This window comes from Rathayibacter caricis DSM 15933 (assembly GCF_003044275.1).
GTDB lineage: Bacteria > Actinomycetota > Actinomycetes > Actinomycetales > Microbacteriaceae > Rathayibacter > Rathayibacter caricis.
Genome location: NZ_PZPL01000001.1, coordinates 2,625,272 through 2,648,820, shown reverse-complemented (window position 1 = coordinate 2,648,820; position 23,549 = coordinate 2,625,272). Strand labels below are relative to the sequence as shown.

The window sequence follows — 23,549 nt, the reverse complement described above, 5'->3', positions numbered from 1 at the left end:
CGCAGTGACACGGGGTGCCCGAGAGGGCTGAGAGAAGACCCGTTGAACCTGATCTAGTTCGTACTAGCGAAGGGATGTCGCGAATGAGCATTCGCACGCCTGCCCACCCGACCCTCCACGACCTCGACGGGGCCGCCGTCGGCCGCGATCTCGAGGAGCTGCGCCGGAAGGCGCCGCTCGTCCAGTGCATCACCAACGCGGTGGTGACCGGATTCACGGCCAACAGCCTCCTCGCGCTGGGCGCCAGTCCGGCGATGGCGGACCTGCCCGGCGAGGCCGGCGTCTTCGCCGCGATCGCCTCCGCGACGCTCGTGAACCTCGGCACTCCCGGTGCCGAGCAGCGCGCCGGCGCCCGCGAGGCGATCGCCGCCGGCGGCCGGTGGGTGCTCGATCCGGTCGCCGTCGGCCCGCTGCCGGTGCGCACCGCCTTCGCCGCCGAGATCGTCGCCCTGCGGCCCTCGATCATCCGCGGCAACGCCTCCGAGATCCTCGCGCTGGCGGGACTCGGAGCAGGCGGGCGCGGAGTGGACGCGGTTCACGGCGCCGAGGACGCGCTCGACGCCGCGAAGGAGCTCGCGCTGCGCACCGGCGCCGCTGTCGCCGTCTCGGGTCCGGTGGACCTCGTGACCGACGGGGTCGCGATCGTGCGCGTCACGGGCGGGCACCCCCTCCTCACCCGGGTGACCGGCGGAGGCTGCGCTCTCGGCGCGGTGATGGCCGCCTTCCTCGGGGCGTCGGACGATACTCCCGCAGCAGCGCTGCGCGCCGCCGTCGCGGGATCGGTCGTGTGGGGCCTCGCGGCCGAGCACGCGGCCTCCGTGTCGGCCGGCCCCGGATCCTTCGCCGTGGCGCTGCTCGACGCGGTCTCGGCCCTCGACGCGGCGGTCGTCGCGGAGAAGGCGAGGATCGCATGAGGCCCCTCGACCTCTCCGTCTACCTGGTCACCGACACCCGGCAGTGCGGGGTGCGCGGAGTGCCCGCGGTGGTCGCTGCAGCCGTCGTCGGCGGTGTCCGCACGGTGCAGATCCGCGACCACGACGCCTCCGCGGCCGAGCTGCTCGCTCTCGTCCTGGCCGTCGCCGAGGTGCTCGACGACAGCACGACCCTCCTGGTCGACGACCGCGTCGACGTCGCCCTCGCCGCGCGGCTCGCCGGCGCCCGGGTGCACGGCGTGCACGTCGGGCAGTCCGATCTGCCCGTCGCCGCGGCACGCGCGCTGCTGGGACCCGACGCGGTCGTCGGGCTGACGGCGAACACGACCGCCCACCTCGACGCCGTCCACGCCCTGCCCGCGGGCACCGTCGACTACCTCGGAGTCGGAGTGATCCGCCCGACCACCACGAAGCCGGACCACCCGGCGCCGCTCGGGATCGACGGCTTCGCCGCTCTCGCCGCCGCGACTGCGCTCCCCTGCGTCGCCATCGGCGGCGTGGACGCCCGCGACGCAGCTCCCCTGCGGGCGGCGGGCGCGGCGGGGCTCGCCGTCGTCTCCGCGATCTGCACGGCGGCCGACCCCGCCGACGCCGCTCGGAGCCTGCGCTCGGAGTGGGACCGATGACCGCGCGGATCCCCCGCGTGCTCAGCATCGCGGGCACCGACCCGACCGGCGGCGCGGGCATCCAGGCCGACCTCAAGTCGATCGGGGCGCTCGGCGGCTACGGGATGGCGGTCGTCACCGCGCTGGTCGCGCAGAACACGCACGGTGTGCGCTCCGTCCATCTGCCCCCGACCTCCTTCCTCCGCGAGCAGCTCGACGCCGTCAGCGACGACGTCGAGATCGACGCGGTGAAGATCGGGATGATCGCGACCGCCGCGATCGGCGCCGAGATCCTCGACTGGCTCGAGACGGTGCAGCCGCCGCTGATCGTCGTCGATCCGGTCATGATCGCGACCAGCGGCCACCGCCTGCTCGACCCCGAGGCCGAGGAGTGCGTCCGCGGGCTCGTCCGTCGGGCACACCTCGTCACTCCGAATCTCCCCGAGCTCGCGGTGCTCGCGGGGACAGCGCCCGCAGAGGACTGGCACGAGGCGCTGCAGCAGGGCGCGCAGCTCGCCCGCAGCCTCGGCACCGCCGTGCTCGTGAAGGGCGGCCACCTCGACGGCCCCTCGACTCCGGACGCCGTGGTCACGCCCGAGGGCGAGGTGCGCGAGGTCCCGGGTGAGCGCGTCGCCACTGCGAACACGCACGGCACGGGCTGCTCGCTCTCCTCCGCCCTGGCCGTGCTCCTCGCCGGACGCTCCACCTCGGCCGACGATCTCGCCGAGGCGCTGACGCAGGCGAAGGAGTGGCTGACCGGCGCCCTGCGCGCGGCCGACGCCCTCGAGGTCGGCAGCGGCAACGGCCCGATCGACCACTTCCACCGGCACAGGACCCCGCCGTTCTGCAGCGCCGTCTGGGAGGAGACGGAGCCGCTGCGCCGCGCGATCGACGCGCTGCCCTTCGTGACCGCGCTGGGCGACGGCACCCTGGAGCGCGACGACTTCGAGTGGTACCTCGCCCAGGACGCTCTCTACCTCTCGGAGTACGCGCGCGTGCTCGCCGTCGCGGCGCAGAAGGCTCCTACCGCCCAGGAGCAGGTCTTCTGGGCCGAGAGCTCCGGCCAGGCGATCGCGACGGAGGCGCAGCTGCACCGCGACCGCCTCGGCGGCCGCACCGCGACCCCGTCCGACACCACCCGCGGCTACGTCGACCACCTGACGGCCGTCGGAGCGAGGGGCGGCTACGGCGAGATCGTCGCGGCGCTGCTCCCGTGCTTCTGGCTCTACGCCGACATCGGCGAGCGCCTGGCGGCCGCGAACCGGCCGGGTAACCCCTACGAGGACTGGCTCTCGACCTACGCCGATCCCGGCTTCGCCGCGGCGACCGAGCGGGCGATCGCCCTCACCGAAGCCGCGTCGGCCCGCGCCGGACATGCGGAACGCGCCGCGATGCGCGACGCGTTCCTGCGCTCCAGCCTGTTCGAGCGCGACTTCTTCGCGGCTCCGCTCAGCCGATCGCCTCGCGGAGGACGTGCATGAGCGCGTCCAGCTGAACGGTGTCCGCCGAGGCGGTCTCGGCGTCCGCCCCGTCGAGGGCGCGGGCGGCGAGACCCGCCTTGGCGTCGATCAGCTCGGCGATCTTGGCGTCGATCGTGTGCGCGGCGATGATGCGCCACGCCGTGACCGGCTCCTCCTGACCGATGCGGTGCACGCGGTCGATGGCCTGCGTCTGCTCCGCGGACGTCCAGGACAGCTCCGCGAGGACCACGTTCGAGGAGGCCTGCAGGTTCACGCCCACTCCGGCCGCCGTCAGCGAGCAGACTGCGACCGAGACGTCGGGGTCGGTGTTGAACGCGTCGATCTGCGACTGGCGGAAGGTCGCCGTCTGGTCGCCGCGGATCGAGACGGAGGCGAGCTCGCGCTTCTCGAAGGTGTCCTCGGCCTGGTCCATCACGTCGACGTGCTTGGCGAAGAAGACGACCTTGCCGACGGAGCGCGCGAGCTGCGAGGCGTAGTCCGCGGCGAGCGCGGCCTTCGCCTGGCCGATGCGCCGCACCATCGTGAACACGTTCTCGCCGGTCTTCGCCGACTTCGACTCCTCGAGCTCGCTCTGCGCGACGATGCGGATGAACCGCTCGCTCTCGTCGGTGTCGAGCTCGTGCGTGATCGAGGCCGTGACGGCCTTGTACCGCTGCAGCATCCGGGCGCCCAGCTCGCGCTCGGCCTTCTGGATGGAGCGGCCGAGGTCGTCGTCGAGCTCGACGGGCAGGTCGACGATCCGCTTCGACGGCAGGTCGGCGGCGACGTCGATCTTCTTGCGCCGGACGATGCCGAGGTCGATGACCGCCTCGCGCGCCTCCGGGTAGAAGGCCGTGTCGGCCGGAGTGAGGCCCGTGTCCTCGAGGCGGCTCATCAGCTCGGTGCCGGGCTTCGTCTCGTCGATCCAGCCGAGGAAGCGCCAGATGGCGCGGAAGTCGTCGACGTCGTTGATCAGCGGTGTGCCCGTCAGGGCGATCATCAGCGGATCGTGACCCGGAGTGGTCTCGCGGATCTTCGAGGCGAGCGCGAGCACGCTCTGCGACCGCTGCGACCGCAGGTTCTTGATGAAGTGCGCCTCGTCGACGACCATGCCGCGGAAGCCCATGCTCCCGAGCCAGCCCAGGTGGCGGTCGAGGATGTCGTAGTTCACGATGACCACGTCGGCGAACGCGTCGAGGGTCGTCCCGTCGCCGTGGATCACGGTCGCGCGGCGCTGCGGCGTCCAGTGCTCGACCTCGCGCGCCCAGTTCATCTTGACGACGTTCGGCACCACGGCGAGCAGCGGGTACGACCCGGTGACGGAGGCGGCGAGGAGGCTCTGCGCGGTCTTGCCGAGGCCCGGCTCGTCGGCGAGGAGGAAGCTGCGGTGCCCCTCCCGAGCGCTCTCGATGAAGCGCGCCTGGTGCTCCATCAGCTCGCGGCCGCGCGGGGAGACCCGGTCGAGGGTCGGCGGCTCGGGCAGCTCCATGCTCGCGGCGCGTCCGCCGGCGCCGTACTCGAACGCCTTGAAGAGCGGTCCGAGCAGCTCCCAGTCGTCGAGTCGACGGCGGGTCGGCGCCGGAGCGGCGGCGATCGAGAAGTCCGGCGGGAGGAACGGGTTGGCGAGCTGACGCGCGCGGACCGACGGCGGAACGACCTGGTTGACGGGCGCTTCCGGCTTGGGCTCCGGCTCGGTCACGATGAGCAGCTCGTCGGGAGTGAGCTCGGCGCCGGCCTCGAGCAGCCAGTCGCGGCGCAGCTTCTGCGCGGCGGCCGTGTATCCCGCCTCCGATTCGAGGAGGCTGATCAGGCTCGTGTCGCGCGCCGCGGTCTTCGCGAGGATCGTCGCGATGCCGTCCAGGCGCTTCATCTCCTCGGCGCGCTGAGCGTCGCTGAGCTCGGTGTCGACCTTGACCCGCTTGCGCTCCTCGCGCATGAGCAGGGCGATGACGAGGAACTTCGTGCGGTTGGTCGGGCCGACCTTGCCGCTCTGCGCCTTCGCCTCCACCTCGCGGACGCGTCGCGCGAGGATCGGGATGATCCCGGCGTTGTCGCCTCCGCGGGGCCGCGAGCGCGGCCTGCTCCCGGCCGCGTTCGTACGACGCGTCTGACCACCGGACTGACGCTGGCCGCTGCGAGCCATGCTCCTCCTCGACGTTCGACGGGGGCGCAGGAGGGGTTCCCGGGCTCTACCGTCGGCATTGCCGCCGCCGCGTTGCCTCCGTGGAGGCGGTCGTGCGTCGGTGCACCCGGTGGCCGTCGGGAGCTCCGAGCAACGGATCTGAGACCCGGTCGCAGCATCCCCGGCGCGCGGGTGCGCCCTCATCATACCCCGAGGAGGTGCGGCACACCCCGACCCGGTGCGTCCCGCCCCGAGGAGGCGCGGCGGATCACTCCGCGACGGGCACCTTGATGATCAGCCCGGCTGCGACGACGACGCCGACGGCCGCCAGGTGGAGGGAGGACCAGACCGCGTCCGGGAACGCGAACGGCAGCACGGGGTTCCAGAGCACGAGGATCGGCACGAGCCCGATCAGCCAGAGCGGCGCCCGCGCCTGGATCGCGAACCAGCCGATCACGGCGGCGAGGATCGCCACCGGGTACCGCACGAAGTCGTACGCGTCGCCGCCGACGAGGGCGAGTCCGGCGAGGAGGACGATCGCCGCGAGCACACCGGGAGCCAGCGCCATCTTGGACGTGGCGCGGGAGGGGTACCGGCCGGCGGGGCCGCGGGAGGACGGAGCAGCGTTCACTCCTCGATCGTACGGGGCGGCGGGTGGGATACCCCCGGCGGGTATCCGCCGAGTCGGCGTAGGCTGGCGGAGTGATCGACGATCTGAAGAAGAGGTCCCTCCACCGCGCGCGCATCCTCGAGGGGCAGATGCGCGGACTCGCGAAGATGATCGAGAACGAGGACTACTGCGTCGACATCGTCACGCAGTCCCTCGCGATCCAGAAGTCGCTCGGCTCGCTGAACAAGCTGATCGTCGAGAACCACCTGCGCACCCACGTGACGACGATGTTCGACGAGGGCGGCGAGGCACGCGAGGCGGCGATCGCCGAGCTCGTGAAGATCTTCGAGCTCTCGAACAACCGCTCGTGACCCGGCTCGTCGCGCTCCGCGGGGACATCACCCGCGAACGGGTCGACGTCGTGGTGAACGCCGCGAACTCCTCCCTCCTGGGCGGAGGCGGCGTCGACGGAGCGATCCACCGTGCGGGCGGTCCCGAGATCCTCGAGGAGTGCCGTCGCCTGCGCGCGGTATCACTCCGCGACGGGCTCCCCGCGGGGTCGGCGGTGGCCACGACGGCGGGGCGGCTGCCCGCCCGCTGGGTCGTGCACACCGTCGGGCCGGTGCACTCCCGCAGCGAGGACCGCACCGCGATCCTCTCCTCCGCGTACACCGAGTCGATCGCCGTGGCCCGCGGGCTCGGCGCGCGGACCGTCGCGTTCCCCGCGATCTCGGCCGGCGTCTACGGCTGGCCGATGGACGACACCGCCCGGGTCGCCGCGGCGGCCGTCCGAGGAGCGACCGCCGACGACGACCCGATCGAGGAGGTGCGCTTCGTGCTCTTCTCGGACGACGCCCTCGAGGAGTTCACCGCGGCGCTGGGCTGAGCTCAGAGCTGCCGCTACGCCGTCTTGGGCCGCGCGAACTCGTCGAACGGCAGCGTGATCGGGCGCGTCCGCGGAGGCATCCGCAGCAGGGCGTCCAGAGCGGGGCCCAGCGCCTCGCGCCAGGCGCGGTAGCCGTCCTCGTTCAGGTGCAGCCGATCCGGGCTGTAGCGGTCGTCCATCGCGCCGTCCTCCGTGGCGAAGACGGGCCACAGGTCGAGGTACGCCGCGTGTGCCGTGGGCGCGAACTGCCACAGGTGGCGGTTCACGTCGCGGATCTGCGGCGCGAACTCGTGCCCGCGCGGCAGGACCGAGTTGACCAGGAGCCGCACGTCCGGGAGGTCGCGGCGCAGCGTCGCGACGATCGTCTCGATGTTGCGCACGATGTGCTCGGTCGTGCGGTGCCAGGCGAGATCGTTGGTGCCGACCAGCAGCACCACCGTGTCGGGGGCCTGCTCGACGAGTTCGGGGAGGCGCGCCACGACGTCGGCCGTGGTCGCTCCTCCGTGGCCCTCGTCGACGACCGTCGACGCCGTCAGCCACTCGTCCCAGGCGCCCGCCTGGATGATGCTGTCCCCGACGAAGAGGACCGTGCCCAGCTGGAGATCGCGCCCCGCGTCCGTGTCCGACAGATCGCTCATCGTGCTCCTCTCATCGATGCCGGGAGCGGTGTCGCTGCTCTCCGGCCGTTCCATTGTCACCGCTGCGCTCCGCGCCCGCCAGAGGAGCGCTCGTCGCCCGCGTCCGGCAGGTCGAGCGCGGTGGCCGTGATCCGGTTCGCCATGCCGTTGAAGACGATGCCGTGGAAGGGCAGGACCGCGAACCAGTAGAGGCGTCCGGCGAGCCCCTGCGGGAAGAAGACCGCGCGCTGCGTGTAGACCGATCCGCCGCCCTCGTCCGGCTCCGCGTGCATCTCGAGCCACGCTCCGCCCGGCACCTTCATCTCGGCGCGCAGCCGCAGCAGCGTCGGCCGCTCGATCGCCTCGACGCGCCAGAAGTCGAGCGCGTCGCCGGCGTGCAGTCGCTCGGAGTCGCGGCGCCCGCGCTGCAGGCCCACTCCCCCGACCAGCTTGTCCATCCAGCCCCGGATCGCCCACGCGAGCGGGAACGAGTACCAGCCGTTCGTGCCGCCGATCCCCTCGATGACCCGCCACAGCTTCGCCGCGTCGGCCTCGGTGCGGCGGACCTTGAGGTCGACGTAGACGGTGTGGCCCGCCCACTCCGGGTCGCTCGGCAGCGGATCGCTCGGGGCGCCCGAAACCTCGGCGTTCTGCCAGCTCGTCTCGATCTCGCCGGCCTGCATCTTGCCCAGCGCCAACCGCACCGAGCGGCGGTACGGCGTGAGGCCGCCCTCGGGGTCGGGGATGAGCGAGCGGATGTCCTGCTCGCGCACCACGCAGTCGTACTGCAGCGAGGCGATGATCGGCACCGCGAGCGAGCGCGGGATCGGCGTGACGAGGTTGACCCACTGCGAGGCGAGCCAGGGTGTGAAGACCGGGAGGGAGGCGATGGGACGCTGCGGCAGGCCGGCCTCGACCGCGTAGCCGTTCATCATCTGGCCGTAGCGCAGCACGTCGGGGCCGCCGATGTCGAACGTGCGGTTGAGCGTGCGGTCCTCGAGCGAGGCGGCGCCGATCAGGTAGTGCAGCACGTCGCGCACCGCGATCGGCTGGATGAAGTTGCGCACCCACTGCGGAGCGGGCATGTAGGGCAGCACGTCGGTGAGGTGCCGGACCATCTCGAACGAGGTGGAGCCGGAGCCGATGATCACTCCGGCCTGCAGGGCGATCGTCGGAACGCCCGACTCCATCAGGATCCGGCCGACCTCGGCCCGGGAGCGCAGGTGCTTCGAGAGCTTCTCGCCGTCGGGGTGCAGTCCGCCGAGGTAGACGATCCGCTCGACGCCGGCCGCGAGCGCGGCCTCGGCGACGTTGGTCGCAGCGCGGCTCTCGATCTCCTCGAACTTCGCGTGATCGGCCCCTGAGCCCATCGAGTGCACCAGGTAGTAGAGGACCGAGACGCCCTCGAACGCGGCGGTCAGCGACTCCGGATCGCCCAGGTCGCCCTGTGCCACCTCGACCTGCTCGGCCCAGGGCACCTCGGCGAGCTTGCGCGGATCGCGGACCAGCACGCGGACGCGGAAGCCGGCCTCGAGCAGTCGCGGGGTGAGCCGGCCGCCGATGTAGCCGGTCGCACCGGTGACGAGCGCCAGAGGGCGCAACGGATCGGAGGAGGATTCGCTCATGTCGGCCACGGTACGCCGATGCCCTGGCAGGCTCCCCCGCTGGTGCCGTCCGTCCTGCGCTGCTAGGACCGGCGGAGGCCGTCGGGACGTGCCTGCGCGGCTAGGACTCGCCGAGGACGACGCGGACCCGGCTCACGTCGTCGTTCATCTGGCGGATGAGCGGCTCGACGCCCTCGTAGGCGACCATGCCGCGGATCCTCGACACGAAGGCCACGTCGACGACGCGGTCGTAGAGATCCAGCGTCTGATCGAGCACGAACGCCTCGACCTGCTTGGGCGGCACTCCGACGAAGGTCGGGTTGCTCCCCACCGAGATCGCCGCGGGGTAGGTGCGCTCCTCGACAGTGAGCCGACCGGCGTACACGCCGTCGGCCGGGATCAGGCCCTGCGACTCCGGGGACAGGTTCGCGGTCGGGAAGCCCAGCTCGCGCCCCCGCTTCGCCCCGTGGACGACCACGCCGCGGACGACCGGCTCGTGCCCGAGCAGGCGCGTCGCGTGCTCCACGTCGCCGTCGGCGAGGAGCTCCCGGATCCAGGTGGACGACACCCGCCGGCCGTGCTCCGGGCGGACGTCGTCGATCAGCTCGACCTCGAAGCCGTGCTCGGCGCCGAGCGTCCGGAGGAGGTCGATGTCGCCGGCGCCGCGCGCCCCGAAGCGGAAGTCGGAGCCGACCAGGACGACGCGCGCCTCCAGCGCGTCCACCAGGATCCGCTGCACGAACTCGTGCGGCGTCCACGAGCGGAACTCCTCGTCGAACGTCAGCAGCAGCGTCGCGTCCACTCCGGTGCCGGCGAGGAGCTCGAGCTTCTGCTCGTTGCCGACGAGTGCGGGCGGGCACTTCTCGGGGGCGATGACGCTCAGCGGATTGCGGTCGAAGGTCACGACGACGGCGGCGAGTCCGCGCTCGCGCGCCCGCTCGTGCAGCGTGCCGATGACGGCGCGGTGGCCGGAGTGGACGCCGTCGAACTTGCCGATCGTCACCGCGGAGGGACCGATGCCGGCGAGATCCTCCGGTCGCGTCTCGATCCGCATCACCGCGCCGCCCGTCGGCCCTGCACGCGCAGCCACCAGAGCCCGAGCACGGGCAGGACGAGCGGGATGAGCAGGTAGCCGGCGCCGAACGCCGACCAGACCGTGGACTGGCGGCCGAAGGGATCGACGCTCGTCAGCCCGAGCAGCTCGGGGGCCAGCACGCTGATCGCCCCGACGACGAGCACGCCCACCAGCTCGAACGTGATGGTGACGAAGGCGACCCGCTGCCAGAAGGCACCGCGGGCGACGAGCGCGACGGTGGCGAGGATGTAGACGACAGCTGAGAGGGCCGAGAGCGAGAAGGCGAGCGGCGCCTCGTCGAAGCGGTCGATGATCTGGAACACCGAGCGGCCGGTCGCGGCGAGCGCGAGGATCCCGTAGACGACCACGAGGAGGCTGCCGACCCCCCTCGAGCGTGCGGAGCGGACGGGTCGGGACGGCTGAGTCGGGGTGGAGGCGCCCCGATCCTCGGCCTCGCTGGAGTGTGTGGACATCGCAGGGTCAATGGTAGGCGCTCGGAGCCGGGAGCCGGCCCGGCGGGATCAGGCGACCTGGACGAACCAGATCTGGTGCATCCGGTACACCATGACCGCGATCGAGAGGCAGACGACTCCGAGGATCACGGTGCTCCACCGGGTGCGCTCGATCAGCGCCCAGAACCCGGCCGCGAGCGGCAGCAGCAGCGCCGAGATCAGGTAGATGTAGTACTCCGGCAGGCTGCCGGAGGGGTCGTTGCCGACGAGCGGCGACACGATGGCCACCGCGAGCTGCACGATGAGCAGCAGCTCGACGATCGCGGTCGCGCCGACGGACACGTCCGAGGGCCGGCGGCCGAAGAGGCCGAGGATGAGGCAGAGGAGCCCGGCCGCGACGGCGACCGCGACCTGGACGATCGTGAACCACTCGATCACGGCGCGACCGCCCGAACGTCCTCGGTCGGGAAGTTGACGACGCTCTTGAGCACCGCACCGCGCCGCTCGGCGAGGCCGATCAGCCGCTCCCCCGGGGCGACCGCGGCGAGGAGGCCCGACGACTCGCGCAGCGACTCCGGAGCAGGGATCCGCTTGCCGTTCGCGAGGTCCGCCGACGCCTGCGCGTCCAGGCGGAGGAGGGGGAACAGCTCGCCGGCCACGGCGGTCGGCGACAGGAGTGCCGATGCGACGTCGAGCTCGTCGATGACGCCCGCTTGCGCGACGGAGAACGGGCCGACGGCGCTGCGACGGAGCGCGGTGAGGTGCCCGCCGACGCCGAGGGCCGCTCCGAGGTCGCGGGCGAGTGCACGGATGTAGGTGCCGGACGAGCACGAGACGCTCACGTCCAGGTCGAGGAAGCCGTCGACCTCGCGGCGCGCGAGCACGTCGAACGCGCTCACCGTCACCGGTCGCGCGGGGATCACCACCTCCTCGCCGTCGCGGGCGCGGGCGTAGGCGCGGCGCCCGTCGATCTTGATCGCGCTCACCGAGCTCGGCACCTGCTCGATCGCTCCGGTGAGGTCCGAGACCGCGGCGTCGACCTGCTCCGCGGCGACCGCGGCGACCGCGGCGGCGTCGGCCGTCTCGAGGACCTCGCCCTCGCGGTCGTCGGTGCTGGTCGAGGCGCCGAGACGGATCGTCGCCTCGTACTGCTTGTCGAGTCCGACGAGGTAGGTGAGCAGTCGGGTCGACGGGCCGAGTCCCAGGATCATCAGCCCGGTCGCCATGGGATCGAGCGTCCCGGCGTGCCCGACCTTGCGCGTCCCGGCGCGGCGCCGGGTCCGCGACACGAGATCGTGGCTGGTGATGCCGCCGGGCTTGTCCAGCAGGAGGATCCCGTTCGGGGCCGTCACCGGAGGAGTGGGGGTCGCGAACACGGGTGCGAGGATACACGCGCCGATCGGGAGCTCCCCGCGCAGGCCGGCCGCCCGTCGGCTCCGTCCTAGGCTGGTCGGATGAGGATCGCAGTACTCGGGACGGGCGCCGTCGGTGGAACGATCGCCGCCCTCCTGGACCGTGCCGGGCACGACGTCGAGGCGACCGCGCGCGGCGCGAACCTCACCGCGATCCGCCGCTCGGGCATCCGCCTCGACGGCGCGTGGGGCGAGCACACCGCCTGGGTCAGGACCGGCGAGACCCTCGACCTGGTCCCCGACGTCGCCTTCCTCTGCACCAAGGCGCAGGACGCCGAGGACGCCCTCCGCGCGAACCGCCGCACGGTCGACGGCACCCTGATCGTGGTCGTCCAGAACGGGCTCGACGGACTGCAGGCGGCGTCCCGCCAGGTCCGCGACGCCTCGCTCGTGGGAGCGCTCGCCCTCTTCGCGGCCAGCCACCTCGAGCCCGGCCGCGTCACGGTCACGGCGCCGGCGACCACCACGCTCGGCGTCCCCGGCCGCCCCGCCGACGACGAGGTCCGCCGGGCCGCCGCCGTCCTGGGTGAGGCGGTGCCCGTCGCGGTCACCGACGACTTCCTCGGTGCGCAGTGGACCAAGCTCCTGATCAACGAGGTCAACGCGCTGCCCGCGATCACCGGGCTGTCCGTGCAGGCGACCATCGCGGATCCGCGCCTGCGCCGTCTGCTCGCCCGGGCGATGAAGGAGGCGGCCCGAACGGGGCTCGCCGCCGGCGTCCGCTTCGGAGCCCTGCAGGGGCTGACCGACCCGGCGGTCCGAGCGCTCGCCGCGGCACCGCTGCCGGTCGTCGAGCTGCTGCCCCGGCGGATGGCCAAGGGCATGGGCGAGGTGCCGAACCCCGGATCCACTCTGCAGAGCGTCCGGCGCGGCGTGCGGACCGAGATCGACCACCTCGCGGGAGCGGTCGTGCGCACGGCCCACCGACTCGGCCGCGAGGCACCGGTCAACCAGCTGCTCGTCGACCTCGTGCACGAGGTCGAGCGATCCGGTGCGTTCCTCGGTGCCGACGAGGTCGTCCGTCGCGCCGCCGCCCTCTGAGTGCGGACCCGCTCAGCAGGAGTCGGCGAAGACGCGACGCGGATGCTCCGGGTCGCGGATGTCGATCAGCACCGGGGCGAGCCGGCGCGGATCGGTGGTCGCTCTGTAAGCCGCGTCGACCGGCGGCTCCTGGGTGTCGAGCCGGATGCTGAGGTTCCACGTGCCGCGCAGCTCCGGGCGGAGCGCGAACTCGCCGTCGACCAGCAGCACGGCGTCGCGGCCGGCGGTCCGCCAGCGCGGCTGCCGCTGCTCCTCCCGCACGGCGTCGAAGGCCGCCAGGACGAAGCCCGTGCTCCCGCCGAGCTTGAACGGGTCGAGCAGCACGCGCCGCAGCAGCTCGTAGTCGTAGCGCAGGCGGTAGGCGCGCTCCTCCGCGGCGATCGACACGTCGTCGCGCTCCGCGCGGGGCCGCTGGAAGTCGGTCAGGTGAGCGACGAAGACCCCGTGGCCGGCCCGGCGGATCGCCGCGGCCAGGTCCTCCGCGAACGCCGACGACACTGCCGGGTCGTCGCCGTCGATCGCCACCGCGACCCTGCCGCGCGAGTAGTTGTGCAGCACCTCCGCCGCGAGCGCGTCGAGCACATCGGCCTTCTGCGGAGCCCACTTCGTCATCCGTCCACGATACGCGGCAGCACGTACGCTGGAGGGATGCCCGCCGCCTTCGCTCCCGCGATCGTCGACTGGTTCCGCTCCGACGCCCGCGACCTGCCGTGGCGCCGCGAGGGCTTCCCCGCGTGGGGCACCCTCGTCAGCGAGTTCATGCTCCAGCAGACCCCGGTCGTCCGCGTCGTCCCGCGACTCGAGGAGTGGCTGCGCCGCTGGCCCACGCCCGCCGATCTCGCCGCCGTGCCCTCCGGCGAGGCGGTCCGCGCCTGGCAGTCCCTGGGGTACCCGCGCCGCGCCCTGCGCCTGCACGCCTGCGCCGTCGCGATCGCCGACGAGCACGGCAACGTCGTGCCCGACGACGTCGACACCCTCCTCGCCCTCCCCGGAGTGGGCGAGTACACGGCGCGCGCCATCGCGGTCTTCGCCTACGGGCGCCGGGCTCCGGTCGTCGACACGAACGTGCGCCGGGTGATCGCCCGGGCCGTCGCCGGCGTCGCCGAGCCGGGGCCGCCCCGCACGAAGCCCGACCTCGCGGCGATGGACGCCCTCCTCCCCGACGACGTCGAGGAGTCCACGGTCTTCAACGCCGGGATGATGGAGCTCGGCGCGATCGTCTGCACGGCACGCTCCCCGCGCTGCGACGTCTGCCCGATCCGCGACTCCTGCCGCTGGCGCGCCGAGGGCTACCCGGCCTACGACGGACCGGTCAAGGCGCGGCAGAAGAGGTTCGAGGGCTCCGACCGGCAGGTGCGCGGCCTGGTGCTCGCGGAGCTCCGGGCGGCCCACCGGCCGGTGACCGCGGCCGAGGTCAGCTCGCTGTGGCCCGACGCCGAGCAGCTGGAGCGAGCGCTGTCCGGCCTGCTGGCCGACGGCCTCGCCACGGGGACCCCGGACGAGGGCTACCTCCTCCCGCACTCCTGATCGCCTCCAGCGGGTCGGAGGAGGCCGGTAGCGTGGCGCCGTGACCCGACGTCGTCTCCGCCTCCCCCGCCCCGACTCCGAGCTCGACGCCGCGCTGGCCGCGGTCCGCGCCGAGAACGATCTGCCGGGCGGCTTCCCCGCCGACGTGCTGGCCGAGGCGGAGGCCGCCGACGCGAACGCCGACGATGCGGGCCGGATCGACCTGACGCACGTCGCGTTCGTCACGATCGATCCGCCCGGCTCCCTCGATCTCGACCAGGCGGTGCACCTCGAGGGCTCCCCGTCCGCCGCCGTCCTCCGCTACGCGATCGCCGACGTCCCCGCGGTGATCCTCCCCGGAGGCGCGCTCGACGCCGAGACCCGCCACCGCAGCCAGACCTACTACCTGCCCGACGGCCGCGTCCCGCTGCACCCGGCGGTCCTCTCCGAGGGCACGGCCTCGCTCCTGCCCGACGAGCGGCGCCGCGCCCTCGTCTGGACGATGGAGCTCGGCCCGGATGCCGAGCCCCGCTCCGTGCGCCTCGAGCGCGCTCTCGTACGCAGCGTCGCCCGGCTCGACTACGAGGGCGTGCAGCACGACGCCGACTCCGGCACCCTGCACCCCTCGATCGCGCTGCTGCCCTGGTTCGGCCGGGAGCGCCGCGCCCGCGAGGCCGAGCGGGGCGGAGCGAGCCTCACCCTGCCCGAGGAGGAGATCGTCGCCGAGGGCGGCGCCTACCGCGTCGAGCGCCGCGCCCCGCTCGAGTCCGAGGACTGGAACGCGCAGGTGTCGCTCCTGACCGGGATGGCCGCGGCCTCGATGATGCTCGACGCCGGCGTCGGGATCCTGCGCACCATGCCGCCCGCCGACGACGAGACCGTCGCCGCGTTCCGAGCGCGCACCGAGGTGCTCGGCGCGCCGTGGCCCGCCGACGAGCCGTACGGCGCGTACCTCCGCCGCCTCGACACGACCGACCCGGCACAGCTCGCCGTGCTGCACCCGGCCGCCTCGCTCTTCCGCGGCGCCGGCTACACCGCCTTCGACGGCACACGGCCGGAGCATCCGCAGCAGGCCGCGCTCGCCGCTCCGTACGCCCACGTCACCGCCCCGCTGCGCCGCCTCGTCGACCGCTTCGGCCTGGCCGTCTGCCTCGCGATCAGCCGCCAGCAGGAGCTGCCCAGCCGCCTCCGCGACGCGCTGCCCGGGATCCCCGCACTCATGGCGGCCGGGGACCGCCGCTCCGGAGCCGCGTCCCGAGCCGCCACCGCCGTCGTCGAGGCCGCGATCCTTCGCGGCCGCGAGGGCACGACGTTCTCGGGCGTCGTCGTCACGACCGCGCGGACGCGCTCCTCGGTCCAGCTCCTCGACCCCGAGATCACGGTCGACGTGCAGTCCCCGCTCACGCCGGGAGCCCGTGTCGACGTCGTCCTGGAATCGGTCGACGTCGCCACGGGCTCCGCGGTGCTCCGTGCGGTGGATCAGTCCTCGTCGTCGTCCTCCCGCGGCTTGACGTAGGGGTCCTCGTCGCCGGCGTAGCTCGCGCCGGCCGCCAGCGTCTGCACCTGCGAGTCCTGGTTGCGCGCCGCGGCGAGCAGGTCCTCGATGTGCTTCGCGTTCTCGGGGACCGCGTCGAGGATGAACTCGAGCGACGGGGTCAGGCGCGACGTGATGTTCTTGCCCACCTCGGTCCGCAGCATGCCCGTGGCCGCCTTCAGTGCCGCCGCCGAGTCCGTGCGCTCCTCGTCCGTGCCGTACACGGTGTAGAACACCGAGGCGTGCTGCAGGTCGCCGGTCACCTGGACGTCCGTGATGGTGACGAAGCCGAGCCGCGGGTCGCGGATGCCGCGCTCGAGCCGCTTGGCGACGATCACCTTGATCCTGTCGGCGAGCTTCCTCGCCCGTGCCGGATCTGCCATAGCCGGTCCTCTTCTCTCTCTCGACGGGCCGTCGGGCCCGTCCTCTGATTATTCTCCCGCGCCGCGAGACGGCTCCCCGCCTTGACTGCCGGTCGGGCTTCTGAGGGGACGTCGCAGACGGAACGCCTCGCGACGCCTCCTTCCCGCGCACCTGCGGTGCGCCCGCCAGACCCGAGCCAGGAGGCGTCGCGAGGCGTTCCGCCCGCTCCTCCGTTCGGAGGAGATGCGCTGCTGGTCCGAGGGATCTCGCCCGGTGCACGTCGACTCACGAGGAGTGGAGCGCCGCCCACCGGAGTGGAGGGGCGGCGGCGTCCTCTTCGCGTGCCCGGCTCGGGTCTGGCGGGCGCCCGAAGGGCGCGGGAAGGGCGCGCGAAGAGGACGCCGCCGTCCCGACCGACCACGGGGCCGACCGGAAGGACCCCCCAACGACGGAGGAGGCCCGGGGCGAACCCCGGGCCTCCTCGTGAGCGTCGGATCAGCCTCGCGGCTTCTCCTTCATCTCGATCGTCTCGATCTCGTCGCCGATCTGGATGTCGTTGTACTTGCCGAGACCGATACCGGCCTCGAAGTCCGTACGGACCTCCGTGACGTCGTCCTTGAAACGACGCAGCGACTCGATGGCGAGGTTGTCGCCCACCACGACGCCGTCACGGATGACGCGCGCCTTCGAGTTGCGGGTGATCGTGCCGGAGCGGACGATGACACCCGCGATGTTGCCGAACTTCGAGGAGCGGAACACCTCGCGGATCTCGGCGACACCCGACTGGACCTCTTCGAACTCGGGCTTGAGCATGCCCTTGAGCGAGTTCTCGACCTCTTCGATCGCGTTGTAGATGACCGAGTAGAAGCGGATGTCCACTCCTTCTCGAGCAGCGCGCTCGCGGGCCTTCGGGTCGGGGCGGACGTTGAAGCCCACGATGATCGCGTTGTCGATCGTCGCGAGGTTGACGTCCGACTCCGTGATCGCACCGACACCGCGGTGGATGATGCGCAGCTGCACCGAGTCGTCGACCTCGATCTTGACGAGCGACTCCTCCAGCGCCTCGACGGCACCGGACACGTCGCCCTTGATGATGAGGTTGAGCGACTCGACCTTGCCCTCTTCGAGAGCGCGGGTGAAGTCCTCGAGCGAGATGCGCTTGCGGGCCTTGGCCAGCAGGGCGTTGCGCTGAGCGGCTTCGCGCTTCTCGGCGATCTGACGGGCGGTGCGGTCCTCCTCGGTGACGAGGAAGGTGTCGCCGGCGCGGGGCACGGACGAGAGTCCCTGCACCTGCACCGGACGCGACGGCACGGCCTCGAGGACGGCGTTGCCGTTCTCGTCCGCCATCGCACGGACGCGGCCGTAGGCCGTTCCGGCGACGATCGCGTCTCCGACGCGCAGCGTTCCCGACTGGATGAGGACGGTCGCGACCGCACCGCGTCCCTTGTCGAGCTTCGCCTCGATCGCGACTCCGCGTGCCTCCTTGTTGGGGTTGGCGCGCAGGTCGAGACCGGCGTCGGCGGTGAGCAGCACGGCGTCCAGGAGGTCCTGGATGCCCGTGCCGGCGCGGGCCGACACGTCGACGAACATGACGTCTCCGCCGTACTCCTCGGCGACCAGACCGAACTCGGTGAGCTGCTGGCGCACCTTGGCCGGGTTGGCGTCGGGCTTGTCCACCTTGTTGACCGCGACCACGATCGGCACGTTGGCCGCCTGGGCGTGGTTCAGCGCCTCGATGGTCTGCGGCATGATGCCGTCGTCCGCCGCGACCACGAGGATCGCGATGTCCGTGACCTGGGCACCACGGGCTCGCATGGCGGTGAACGCCTCGTGACCCGGGGTGTCGATGAAGGTGATCGGGCGCTCGATGCCCTCGTGCTCCGCGACGACCTGGTACGCACCGATGTGCTGCGTGATGCCGCCCGCCTCGCCGGCGACGACGTTGGCGTTGCGGATCGCGTCGAGCAGGCGCGTCTTTCCGTGGTCGACGTGACCCATGACGGTGACGACGGGGGGACGGATCTCGAGGTCCTCGTCCGTCTCGTCGTCGAGCTCCTGCTCGAGGTCGAGACCGAAGCCCTCGAGGAGCTCCTTGTCCTCGTCCTCGGGCGAGACGACCTGGATCTTGAAGCCGAGCTCCCCGCCGAGCACCTCGAAGGTGGCCTCGTCGAGCGACTCGGTCGCCGTCGCCATCTCGCCGAGGGCGAAGAGGACGGTGACCAGGTTGCCGGGGGGCACCGGCACGCCGGTCATGGCCTCGATCTTGTCGGCGAAGTCCGAGATCGACGCGCCGCGGCGCAGACGGATGACCGTCTTGCCGTCGCCGCGGGGAACGCTGACGCCGCCGAGCGACGGGGCCTCCCTGAGCTCGAACTCCTGACGCTTCGTGCGCTTGGACTTCCGGGCCTTGCTCTTGCCGCCGCCGCGACCGAAGGCACCTGCGGTACCTCCGCCGGGGCCGCGACCGCGACCGCCGCCGCCACCGGGACGCGGGCGAAGCCGCCACCGGCACCGGGGCGCCGCCGCCGGGACGCTGGAAGCCGCCGCCTGCGGGACGACCGGCACCGCCGGGACGTCCTGCTCCGCCACCGGGACCGCCGGGACGCTGGCCGAAGCCCGCGGGACGCTGGCCCATGCCGGGTCCGCCGGGCGCGGGGCGCCGGGGCGGGGGCTGCGGGACGGGGATGCTGCTCGGGGTCGGGCGCGAGCCCATGCCCTGCGAGCTGGCGAAGGGGTTGTTGCCGGGGCGCGGGGCGGCGGGACGCTGTCCCATGCCCTGGTTGCTGGCGAACGGGTTGTTGCCGGGACGCGGCGCGCCGGGACGACCGGGACCGCCCGCTGCACCACCGGAGCCACTGGGGCGCGGGGGGTTGGCGGCGGGAGCCGGACGCGGGGTGACGGGCTTGGGTCCACCGGCGGCGGGGCTCGCAGCGGGCTTCTCGGCGGGGCGCTGGGCGCCTTCGCCTCGGGAGCCGCAGCAGCGGGAGCCTCGGCCGGAGCGTCGGCGGCGGCCTGCGCGCGGGCAGCGGCAGCCGCCTCCTGTGCGGCCTGGGCCTGAGCCTGGCGCTCGGCGACCGACATCGGCGGAGCCGGCGCCGGAGCGGGCGGCTTGGCCGGGCCGGGGACCGGGGCGGACGGACGCGCACCAGACGGGCGCGGCGCGCCGGGGCGGGCGCTGCTGGTGGCGGTCGGGGCCGGCGCGGAGGTTCCCGCGCTGCCCTGGAGCGCCTGGCGGAGCTTGCGGGCCACGGGGGGCTCGATGCTCGAGGACGGTCCCTTGACGAACTCGCCCAGTTCTTTCAGTTTCGCAAGTGCGACCTTGCTATCGACGCCGAGTTCGGCTGCGATCTCGTGTACGCGTGGTTTTGCCACTTCTCTCCTGTCTTGGGCCTGCGCCCAAGACGGGGCAGGCCATCACAAACGGACGGATCTCATTTCGAGCCGCTCATCAGTCGTTGCTCATGATCAGTTCACGGGCCGTTCTGCCTGTTCTCTCTGCGATGCGACCGCGCCCTGTGTCGGCTCCTCGTGGGGAGGAACCGGGCCGGTCGAACCGCGGGTGATGTACTGCTCCAGCTCGCTCGTATCCACGCTCTCGCGCGTCTTGAACGCCCTGGGGAACGCGTGGCGCTTCACCGCGCGTTCGTAGCAGTCGTACGTGTCGTGCAGCCACGCTCCCCGCCCAGCACGAACCGCGCGCGGATCGACCGCGAGGGAGTTCGAGTGGAGGACGAGCCTCAGAAGAGAGGCCCGGGGGGCGCGCAGACGGCAGCCGACGCACGTTCTGACGGGTTCCACTCTACTCCCTCGTCCGCGGGAGCGCTTCCCCGCACGGCCGATGCTCGGGGATCACTCCCCGTCCATCACCGAATCGGGCTGGATGTCGATCTTCGCTCCGGTCAGCTTCGCGGCGAGTCGCGCGTTCTGACCCTCCTTGCCGATGGCGAGCGAGAGCTGGTAGTCGGGGACGAGCGCACGCACGGCCTTGAGGCTCTGGTCGATCACGAACGCGCTGGTCACCTTCGCCGGCGACAGCGCGCTGGCGACGAAGGTGGGCAGGTCGGAGGAGTAGTCGACGATGTCGATCTTCTCGTTGTTCAGCTCCGCGGTGACCGCGCGGACGCGCTGTCCGAGCTCGCCGATGCAGGCGCCCTTGGCGTTCACTCCGGGCTCGGTCGCGCGGACCGCGATCTTGGTGCGGTGCCCCGCCTCGCGGGCGAGCGACACGATCTCGACGACACCGGAGGCGATCTCGGGCACCTCGAGCGCGAAGAGCTTCCGCACGAGCGACGGGTGCGTGCGCGAGACCTGGACCGAGGGGCCCTTCTGGCCGCGGCTGACGCTGGTGACGTAGACGCGGATCCGGCGCCCGTGGCTGTAGTCCTCCCCCGGGACCTGCTCCTCGGGAGCGAGGATCGCCTCGATCGAGCCGAGGTCCACGTGGATCATCTTGGGGTTCGGGCCCTGCTGGATGACGCCCGCGACGATGTCGCCCTCCCGGCCCTTGAACTCGCCGAGGACCTTCTCGTCGCCGATGTCGCGCAGGCGCTGGTTGATGACCTGCTTCGCGGCGAAGGCGGCGATGCGGCCGAAGTCGCGCGGCGAGTCCTCGGACTCGCCGATCACGGCCCCCTCCTCGTCGATCTCGGGGACGAAGACCGACACGTGGCCGGTCTTGCGGTCGAGGTGCACGCGGGCGTCCACGGCGGTGGCCTTGTCGGCGTCGTCCGCCTGCCCGATGTGCTTGAGGTAGGCGGTGAGGATCGCCTGCTCGATGATCTGCACGAGTTCCTCGAAGGGGATCTCGCGCTCGCGCTCCAGGAGGCGCAGAACGCTCAGGTCGATGTCCACGGCGGGCCTTTCTCTCTATTCACTTGGCGTCGCACAGTGCGACCACGTCGAAGTCTCGCCCGACGCCGGCGGTGCGCCGGCTCCGTCGGGAGCCGGTCCGCGCGTCGGGACCATTGATCTTAGCGGACCACGGCGTCGAGCACCCGGGGCCGGAGAGGGGAACCCGTCAGGCTCCGAGGCGTGCGAGCGCCTCGGCGACGGGGAGCTGCTCGCGCTCCCCCGTCCGGCGGTCCCAGAGCTCGACGATCCCCTCGGCCGCACTGCGACCGGCGATCACGATCACGGGCACGCCGATCAGCTCGGCGTCGCCGAACTTCACTCCCGGCGACACCTTGGGCCGGTCGTCGATCAGCACGTCGCGCCCGGCGCTCTCGAGCGAGGCGCCGACCGACTCCGCGAGGGCGAGGGCAGCCGCGTCCTTGCCGGTCGCGATCACGTGCACGTCGAACGGAGCGACGTTCTCGGGCCAGATCAGGCCGCGGTCGTCGTGGTTGCTCTCGGCGATGACGGCGAGGATCCGCGTGACGCCGATGCCGTAGGAGCCCATCGTCACGGTGACGAGCTTGCCGTTCTCGTCCAGGACCTTCAGGCCCAGGACCTCGGCGTACTTGCGGCCGAGCTGGAACACGTGGCCGATCTCCATGCCGCGCGCCGTCTCGATCGGGCCGGAGCCGTCCGGAGCGGGATCGCCGGCGCGGACGTCCGCGACCTCGACGACGCCGTCGGCGGTGAAGTCGCGCCCGGCGACGAGGTCGAGGACGTGCTTCCCCGGGATGTTCGCCCCGGTGATCCAGGCGGTGCCGTCGACCACGCGGGGGTCGAGCAGGTAGCGCACGCCGGTGGCCGACTCCTCGCCGAGCACCGCGCCCTCGGGCGACCAGGGGCCGATGTAGCCCTTGATGAGACCGGGGTGCTTCGCGAAGTCGGCCTCTGTGGCCGCCTCGACCTCGGCGGGCGCGAAGGCGACCTCCGCGCGCTTGAGGTCGATGTCGCGGTCACCCGGCAGGCCCACGATGACGAGCTCGCGGCTCCCGTCGAGGGCGGTGAGCGCGAGCACCACGTTCTTCAGTGTGTCGGCCGCGGTCCAGGCTCGGCCGTCGGCGCGGGGCTCGCGGTCGTTCGCCAGGTCGACCAGCGTCTGGATCGTGGGGGTGTCGGGCGAGTCGAAGACGCGCGCCTCGGGCAGACCCTCGAGGGGACGGGCTTCGGGCACGGGGGTGCGGTACGCCTCGACGTTCGCGGCGTAGCCGCCGTCGGAGCGGACGAAGGTGTCCTCGCCCACGGGGGTCGGGTGCAGGAACTCCTCGCTCCGCGAGCCGCCCATGGCGCCCGCGTCGGCCTGCACGATCACGTACTCGAGGCCGAGGCGGGCGAAGATCCGCTCGTAGGCGTCGCGCTGCAGCTGGTAGCTCGCATCGAGGCCCGCGTCGGTGTGGTCGAAGGAGTACGCGTCCTTCATGGTGAACTCGCGTCCGCGCAGGAGGCCGGCGCGGGGACGGGCCTCGTCGCGGTACTTGTCCTGGATCTGGTAGATCGACAGGGGCAGGTCCTTGTAGGAGGAGTAGAGGTCCTTGACCAGGAGGGTGAAGAACTCCTCGTGGGTGGGCGCCAGCATGTAGTCAGCATCCTTGCGGTCCTTCAGACGGAACACTCCGTCGCCGTACTCGGTCCAGCGTCCGCTCGCCTCGTAGGGCTCGCGCGGCAGGAGCGCGGGGAAGTGCACCTCCTGGGCGCCGGCCGCCTCCATCTCCTCGTGGATGATCCGCTCGATGCGGCGCTTCACCCGGAGGCCGAGCGGCAGCCAGGCGAAGACGCCCGGGGCCTGGCGGCGGATGTAGCCCGCGCGCACGAGGAGGCGGTGGCTCGCGACCTCGGCGTCCGAGGGATCCTCTCGGAGGGTGCGGACGAACAGGTGCGACAGACGGGTAACCACGAGGGACGATCCTATCCGGAGCCCGCGCGCCGGGTGGCGCCGTCAGTCGGGGATCCGCGAGAAGACCAGGCTCCCGCCGACCCCGTCCAGGACGACGTCCTCCGAGGTCCCGCCGATCTCGACCGGGGCCGAGAGGAGGGCCAGCAGGCGGTTCTCGGCGGGGCCGGGCTGCTCGCCGCAGCCGTCCGTCCAGACGGGCGGCTCCTCCGGCGCCAGCACGCCCGCGTCGATCGTGAACGGAGCGACGACGCTCGAGCACTCGGTGCCGATCACGAGGGTCTCATAGCCGTCCACGCGCTCCGTGCGCAGTCGGACCCGCGCGTCCTCCACCCAGGCGGAGTAGGGCCCCTCCCCCGACGCGGCCGTCAGCACCCAGCGGTCGCAGCCGAACGGATCCGCGGCGGTGCGGCGGTCGGTGCAGCCGTCGATGCCAGCGGCCGCGGCCGGACGGAGCGAGGCGACGCCGGCCGCGGCGAGGGTCGCGACGACGACGGTGAGCGCGAGGCGGAGGACGGGGCGGACCACGACGATCGCGCCCCGCTCCGA

Annotated in this window: 22 protein-coding genes, 1 pseudogene and 1 riboswitch; of the genes and pseudogenes, 8 read left to right on the top strand and 15 right to left on the bottom strand. The window is 72.5% G+C overall.

The window, feature by feature from the left end; genetic code table 11:
- A riboswitch (TPP riboswitch) is annotated at positions 1–92 on the top strand.
- The 3 genes from thiM (at position 84) to thiD (ending at position 3,018) form a co-directional block, all read left to right on the top strand.
- Positions 84–914, top strand: coding sequence for a hydroxyethylthiazole kinase (gene thiM, locus C1I63_RS12280; protein WP_107574969.1), 831 nt, complete (start codon positions 84–86; stop codon positions 912–914). It overlaps the preceding riboswitch by 9 nt.
- Positions 911–1,558, top strand: a complete 648-nt coding sequence (gene thiE / locus C1I63_RS12275) for a thiamine phosphate synthase (RefSeq protein WP_107574968.1) — start codon at positions 911–913, stop codon at positions 1,556–1,558. The genes thiM and thiE overlap by 4 nt, the downstream gene beginning before the upstream one ends.
- Positions 1,555–3,018 (top strand): bifunctional hydroxymethylpyrimidine kinase/phosphomethylpyrimidine kinase, encoded by a 1,464-nt coding sequence (gene thiD / locus C1I63_RS12270; protein WP_107575848.1) that lies wholly within the window; start codon positions 1,555–1,557, stop codon positions 3,016–3,018. Before thiE ends, thiD begins: the two co-directional genes overlap by 4 nt.
- On the opposite strand, the gene C1I63_RS12265 is transcribed toward thiD, so the two are convergent.
- On the bottom strand, positions 2,987–5,140 hold the full coding sequence (locus C1I63_RS12265; RefSeq protein ID WP_055794618.1) for a DEAD/DEAH box helicase: 2,154 nt from the start codon (positions 5,138–5,140) through the stop codon (positions 2,987–2,989). The two genes, thiD and C1I63_RS12265, sit on opposite strands and share 32 nt — an antisense overlap.
- A 247-nt stretch (positions 5,141–5,387) precedes the next feature.
- A complete protein-coding gene (locus C1I63_RS19980) occupies positions 5,388–5,750 on the bottom strand; it encodes a DUF6804 family protein (RefSeq protein WP_107574967.1) in 363 nt (120 codons plus the stop codon).
- A gap of 71 nt (positions 5,751–5,821) precedes the next feature.
- Between C1I63_RS19980 and C1I63_RS19975 the strand changes: the two genes are divergently transcribed.
- Positions 5,822–6,100, top strand: a complete 279-nt coding sequence (locus C1I63_RS19975; protein ID WP_055794622.1) for a metal-sensitive transcriptional regulator — start codon at positions 5,822–5,824, stop codon at positions 6,098–6,100.
- Positions 6,097–6,615 carry an O-acetyl-ADP-ribose deacetylase gene (locus tag C1I63_RS19970; protein ID WP_107574966.1) on the top strand — a complete coding sequence of 173 codons (519 nt, stop codon included), beginning with the start codon at positions 6,097–6,099 and terminating at the stop codon, positions 6,613–6,615. The genes C1I63_RS19975 and C1I63_RS19970 overlap by 4 nt, the downstream gene beginning before the upstream one ends.
- A gap of 14 nt (positions 6,616–6,629) precedes the next feature.
- On the opposite strand, the gene C1I63_RS12245 is transcribed toward C1I63_RS19970, so the two are convergent.
- From C1I63_RS12245 to truB, 6 genes are all read right to left on the bottom strand, one after another.
- Positions 6,630–7,253, bottom strand: coding sequence for a GDSL-type esterase/lipase family protein (locus C1I63_RS12245; RefSeq protein WP_107575847.1), 624 nt, complete (start codon positions 7,251–7,253; stop codon positions 6,630–6,632).
- A gap of 56 nt (positions 7,254–7,309) precedes the next feature.
- Positions 7,310–8,857, bottom strand: a complete 1,548-nt coding sequence (locus C1I63_RS12240; protein ID WP_107574965.1) for an SDR family oxidoreductase — start codon at positions 8,855–8,857, stop codon at positions 7,310–7,312.
- A gap of 100 nt (positions 8,858–8,957) precedes the next feature.
- On the bottom strand, positions 8,958–9,890 hold the full coding sequence (locus C1I63_RS12235) for a bifunctional riboflavin kinase/FAD synthetase (protein ID WP_107575846.1): 933 nt from the start codon (positions 9,888–9,890) through the stop codon (positions 8,958–8,960).
- Positions 9,890–10,384 carry a hypothetical protein gene (locus tag C1I63_RS12230; protein WP_243590833.1) on the bottom strand — a complete coding sequence of 165 codons (495 nt, stop codon included), beginning with the start codon at positions 10,382–10,384 and terminating at the stop codon, positions 9,890–9,892. The genes C1I63_RS12235 and C1I63_RS12230 overlap by 1 nt, the downstream gene beginning before the upstream one ends.
- Positions 10,385–10,432: 48 nt before the next feature.
- Positions 10,433–10,801, bottom strand: coding sequence for a hypothetical protein (locus C1I63_RS12225; protein WP_055794628.1), 369 nt, complete (start codon positions 10,799–10,801; stop codon positions 10,433–10,435).
- Positions 10,798–11,739: a tRNA pseudouridine(55) synthase TruB gene (truB, locus tag C1I63_RS12220; protein WP_244907058.1), complete on the bottom strand. Its 942-nt coding sequence runs from the start codon at positions 11,737–11,739 to the stop codon at positions 10,798–10,800. The genes C1I63_RS12225 and truB overlap by 4 nt, the downstream gene beginning before the upstream one ends.
- Positions 11,740–11,817: 78 nt before the next feature.
- Between truB and C1I63_RS12215 the strand changes: the two genes are divergently transcribed.
- Positions 11,818–12,816 (top strand): ketopantoate reductase family protein, encoded by a 999-nt coding sequence (locus C1I63_RS12215; protein ID WP_107574963.1) that lies wholly within the window; start codon positions 11,818–11,820, stop codon positions 12,814–12,816.
- 12 nt (positions 12,817–12,828) lie between these two features.
- Here the strand turns inward: C1I63_RS12215 and C1I63_RS12210 are convergent, their stop codons facing one another.
- Complete coding sequence (locus tag C1I63_RS12210; RefSeq protein ID WP_055794634.1) at positions 12,829–13,428, bottom strand: nucleoside/nucleotide kinase family protein; 600 nt, start codon at positions 13,426–13,428, stop codon at positions 12,829–12,831.
- Between the two features lie 36 nt (positions 13,429–13,464).
- Between C1I63_RS12210 and C1I63_RS12205 the strand changes: the two genes are divergently transcribed.
- Together C1I63_RS12205 and C1I63_RS12200 are read left to right on the top strand one after the other, a co-directional pair.
- Entirely contained in the window at positions 13,465–14,343 is an 879-nt protein-coding gene (locus tag C1I63_RS12205; RefSeq protein WP_107574962.1) for an HhH-GPD family protein, read from the top strand.
- Positions 14,344–14,383: 40 nt separating this feature from the next.
- Positions 14,384–15,838, top strand: coding sequence for an RNB domain-containing ribonuclease (locus C1I63_RS12200; RefSeq protein WP_107574961.1), 1,455 nt, complete (start codon positions 14,384–14,386; stop codon positions 15,836–15,838).
- Here C1I63_RS12200 and rbfA read toward each other — a convergent pair.
- From rbfA to C1I63_RS12170, 6 genes and pseudogenes are all read right to left on the bottom strand, one after another.
- Entirely contained in the window at positions 15,802–16,239 is a 438-nt protein-coding gene (gene rbfA, locus C1I63_RS12195) for a 30S ribosome-binding factor RbfA (protein WP_055794638.1), read from the bottom strand. The two genes, C1I63_RS12200 and rbfA, sit on opposite strands and share 37 nt — an antisense overlap.
- 475 nt (positions 16,240–16,714) lie before the next feature.
- Positions 16,715–19,591, bottom strand: a pseudogene (infB, locus tag C1I63_RS12190) (translation initiation factor IF-2).
- 93 nt (positions 19,592–19,684) lie between these two features.
- Positions 19,685–20,017 carry a YlxR family protein gene (locus tag C1I63_RS12185; protein WP_107574960.1) on the bottom strand — a complete coding sequence of 111 codons (333 nt, stop codon included), beginning with the start codon at positions 20,015–20,017 and terminating at the stop codon, positions 19,685–19,687.
- A 51-nt stretch (positions 20,018–20,068) separates the two neighbouring features.
- Complete coding sequence (gene nusA / locus C1I63_RS12180) at positions 20,069–21,070, bottom strand: transcription termination factor NusA (protein ID WP_055794643.1); 1,002 nt, start codon at positions 21,068–21,070, stop codon at positions 20,069–20,071.
- A gap of 166 nt (positions 21,071–21,236) precedes the next feature.
- Positions 21,237–23,003, bottom strand: a complete 1,767-nt coding sequence (locus C1I63_RS12175; protein WP_211315620.1) for a proline--tRNA ligase — start codon at positions 23,001–23,003, stop codon at positions 21,237–21,239.
- 42 nt (positions 23,004–23,045) lie between these two features.
- Positions 23,046–23,528: a hypothetical protein gene (locus C1I63_RS12170; RefSeq protein ID WP_107574959.1), complete on the bottom strand. Its 483-nt coding sequence runs from the start codon at positions 23,526–23,528 to the stop codon at positions 23,046–23,048.
- Between the last annotated feature and the right edge of the window lie 21 nt (positions 23,529–23,549).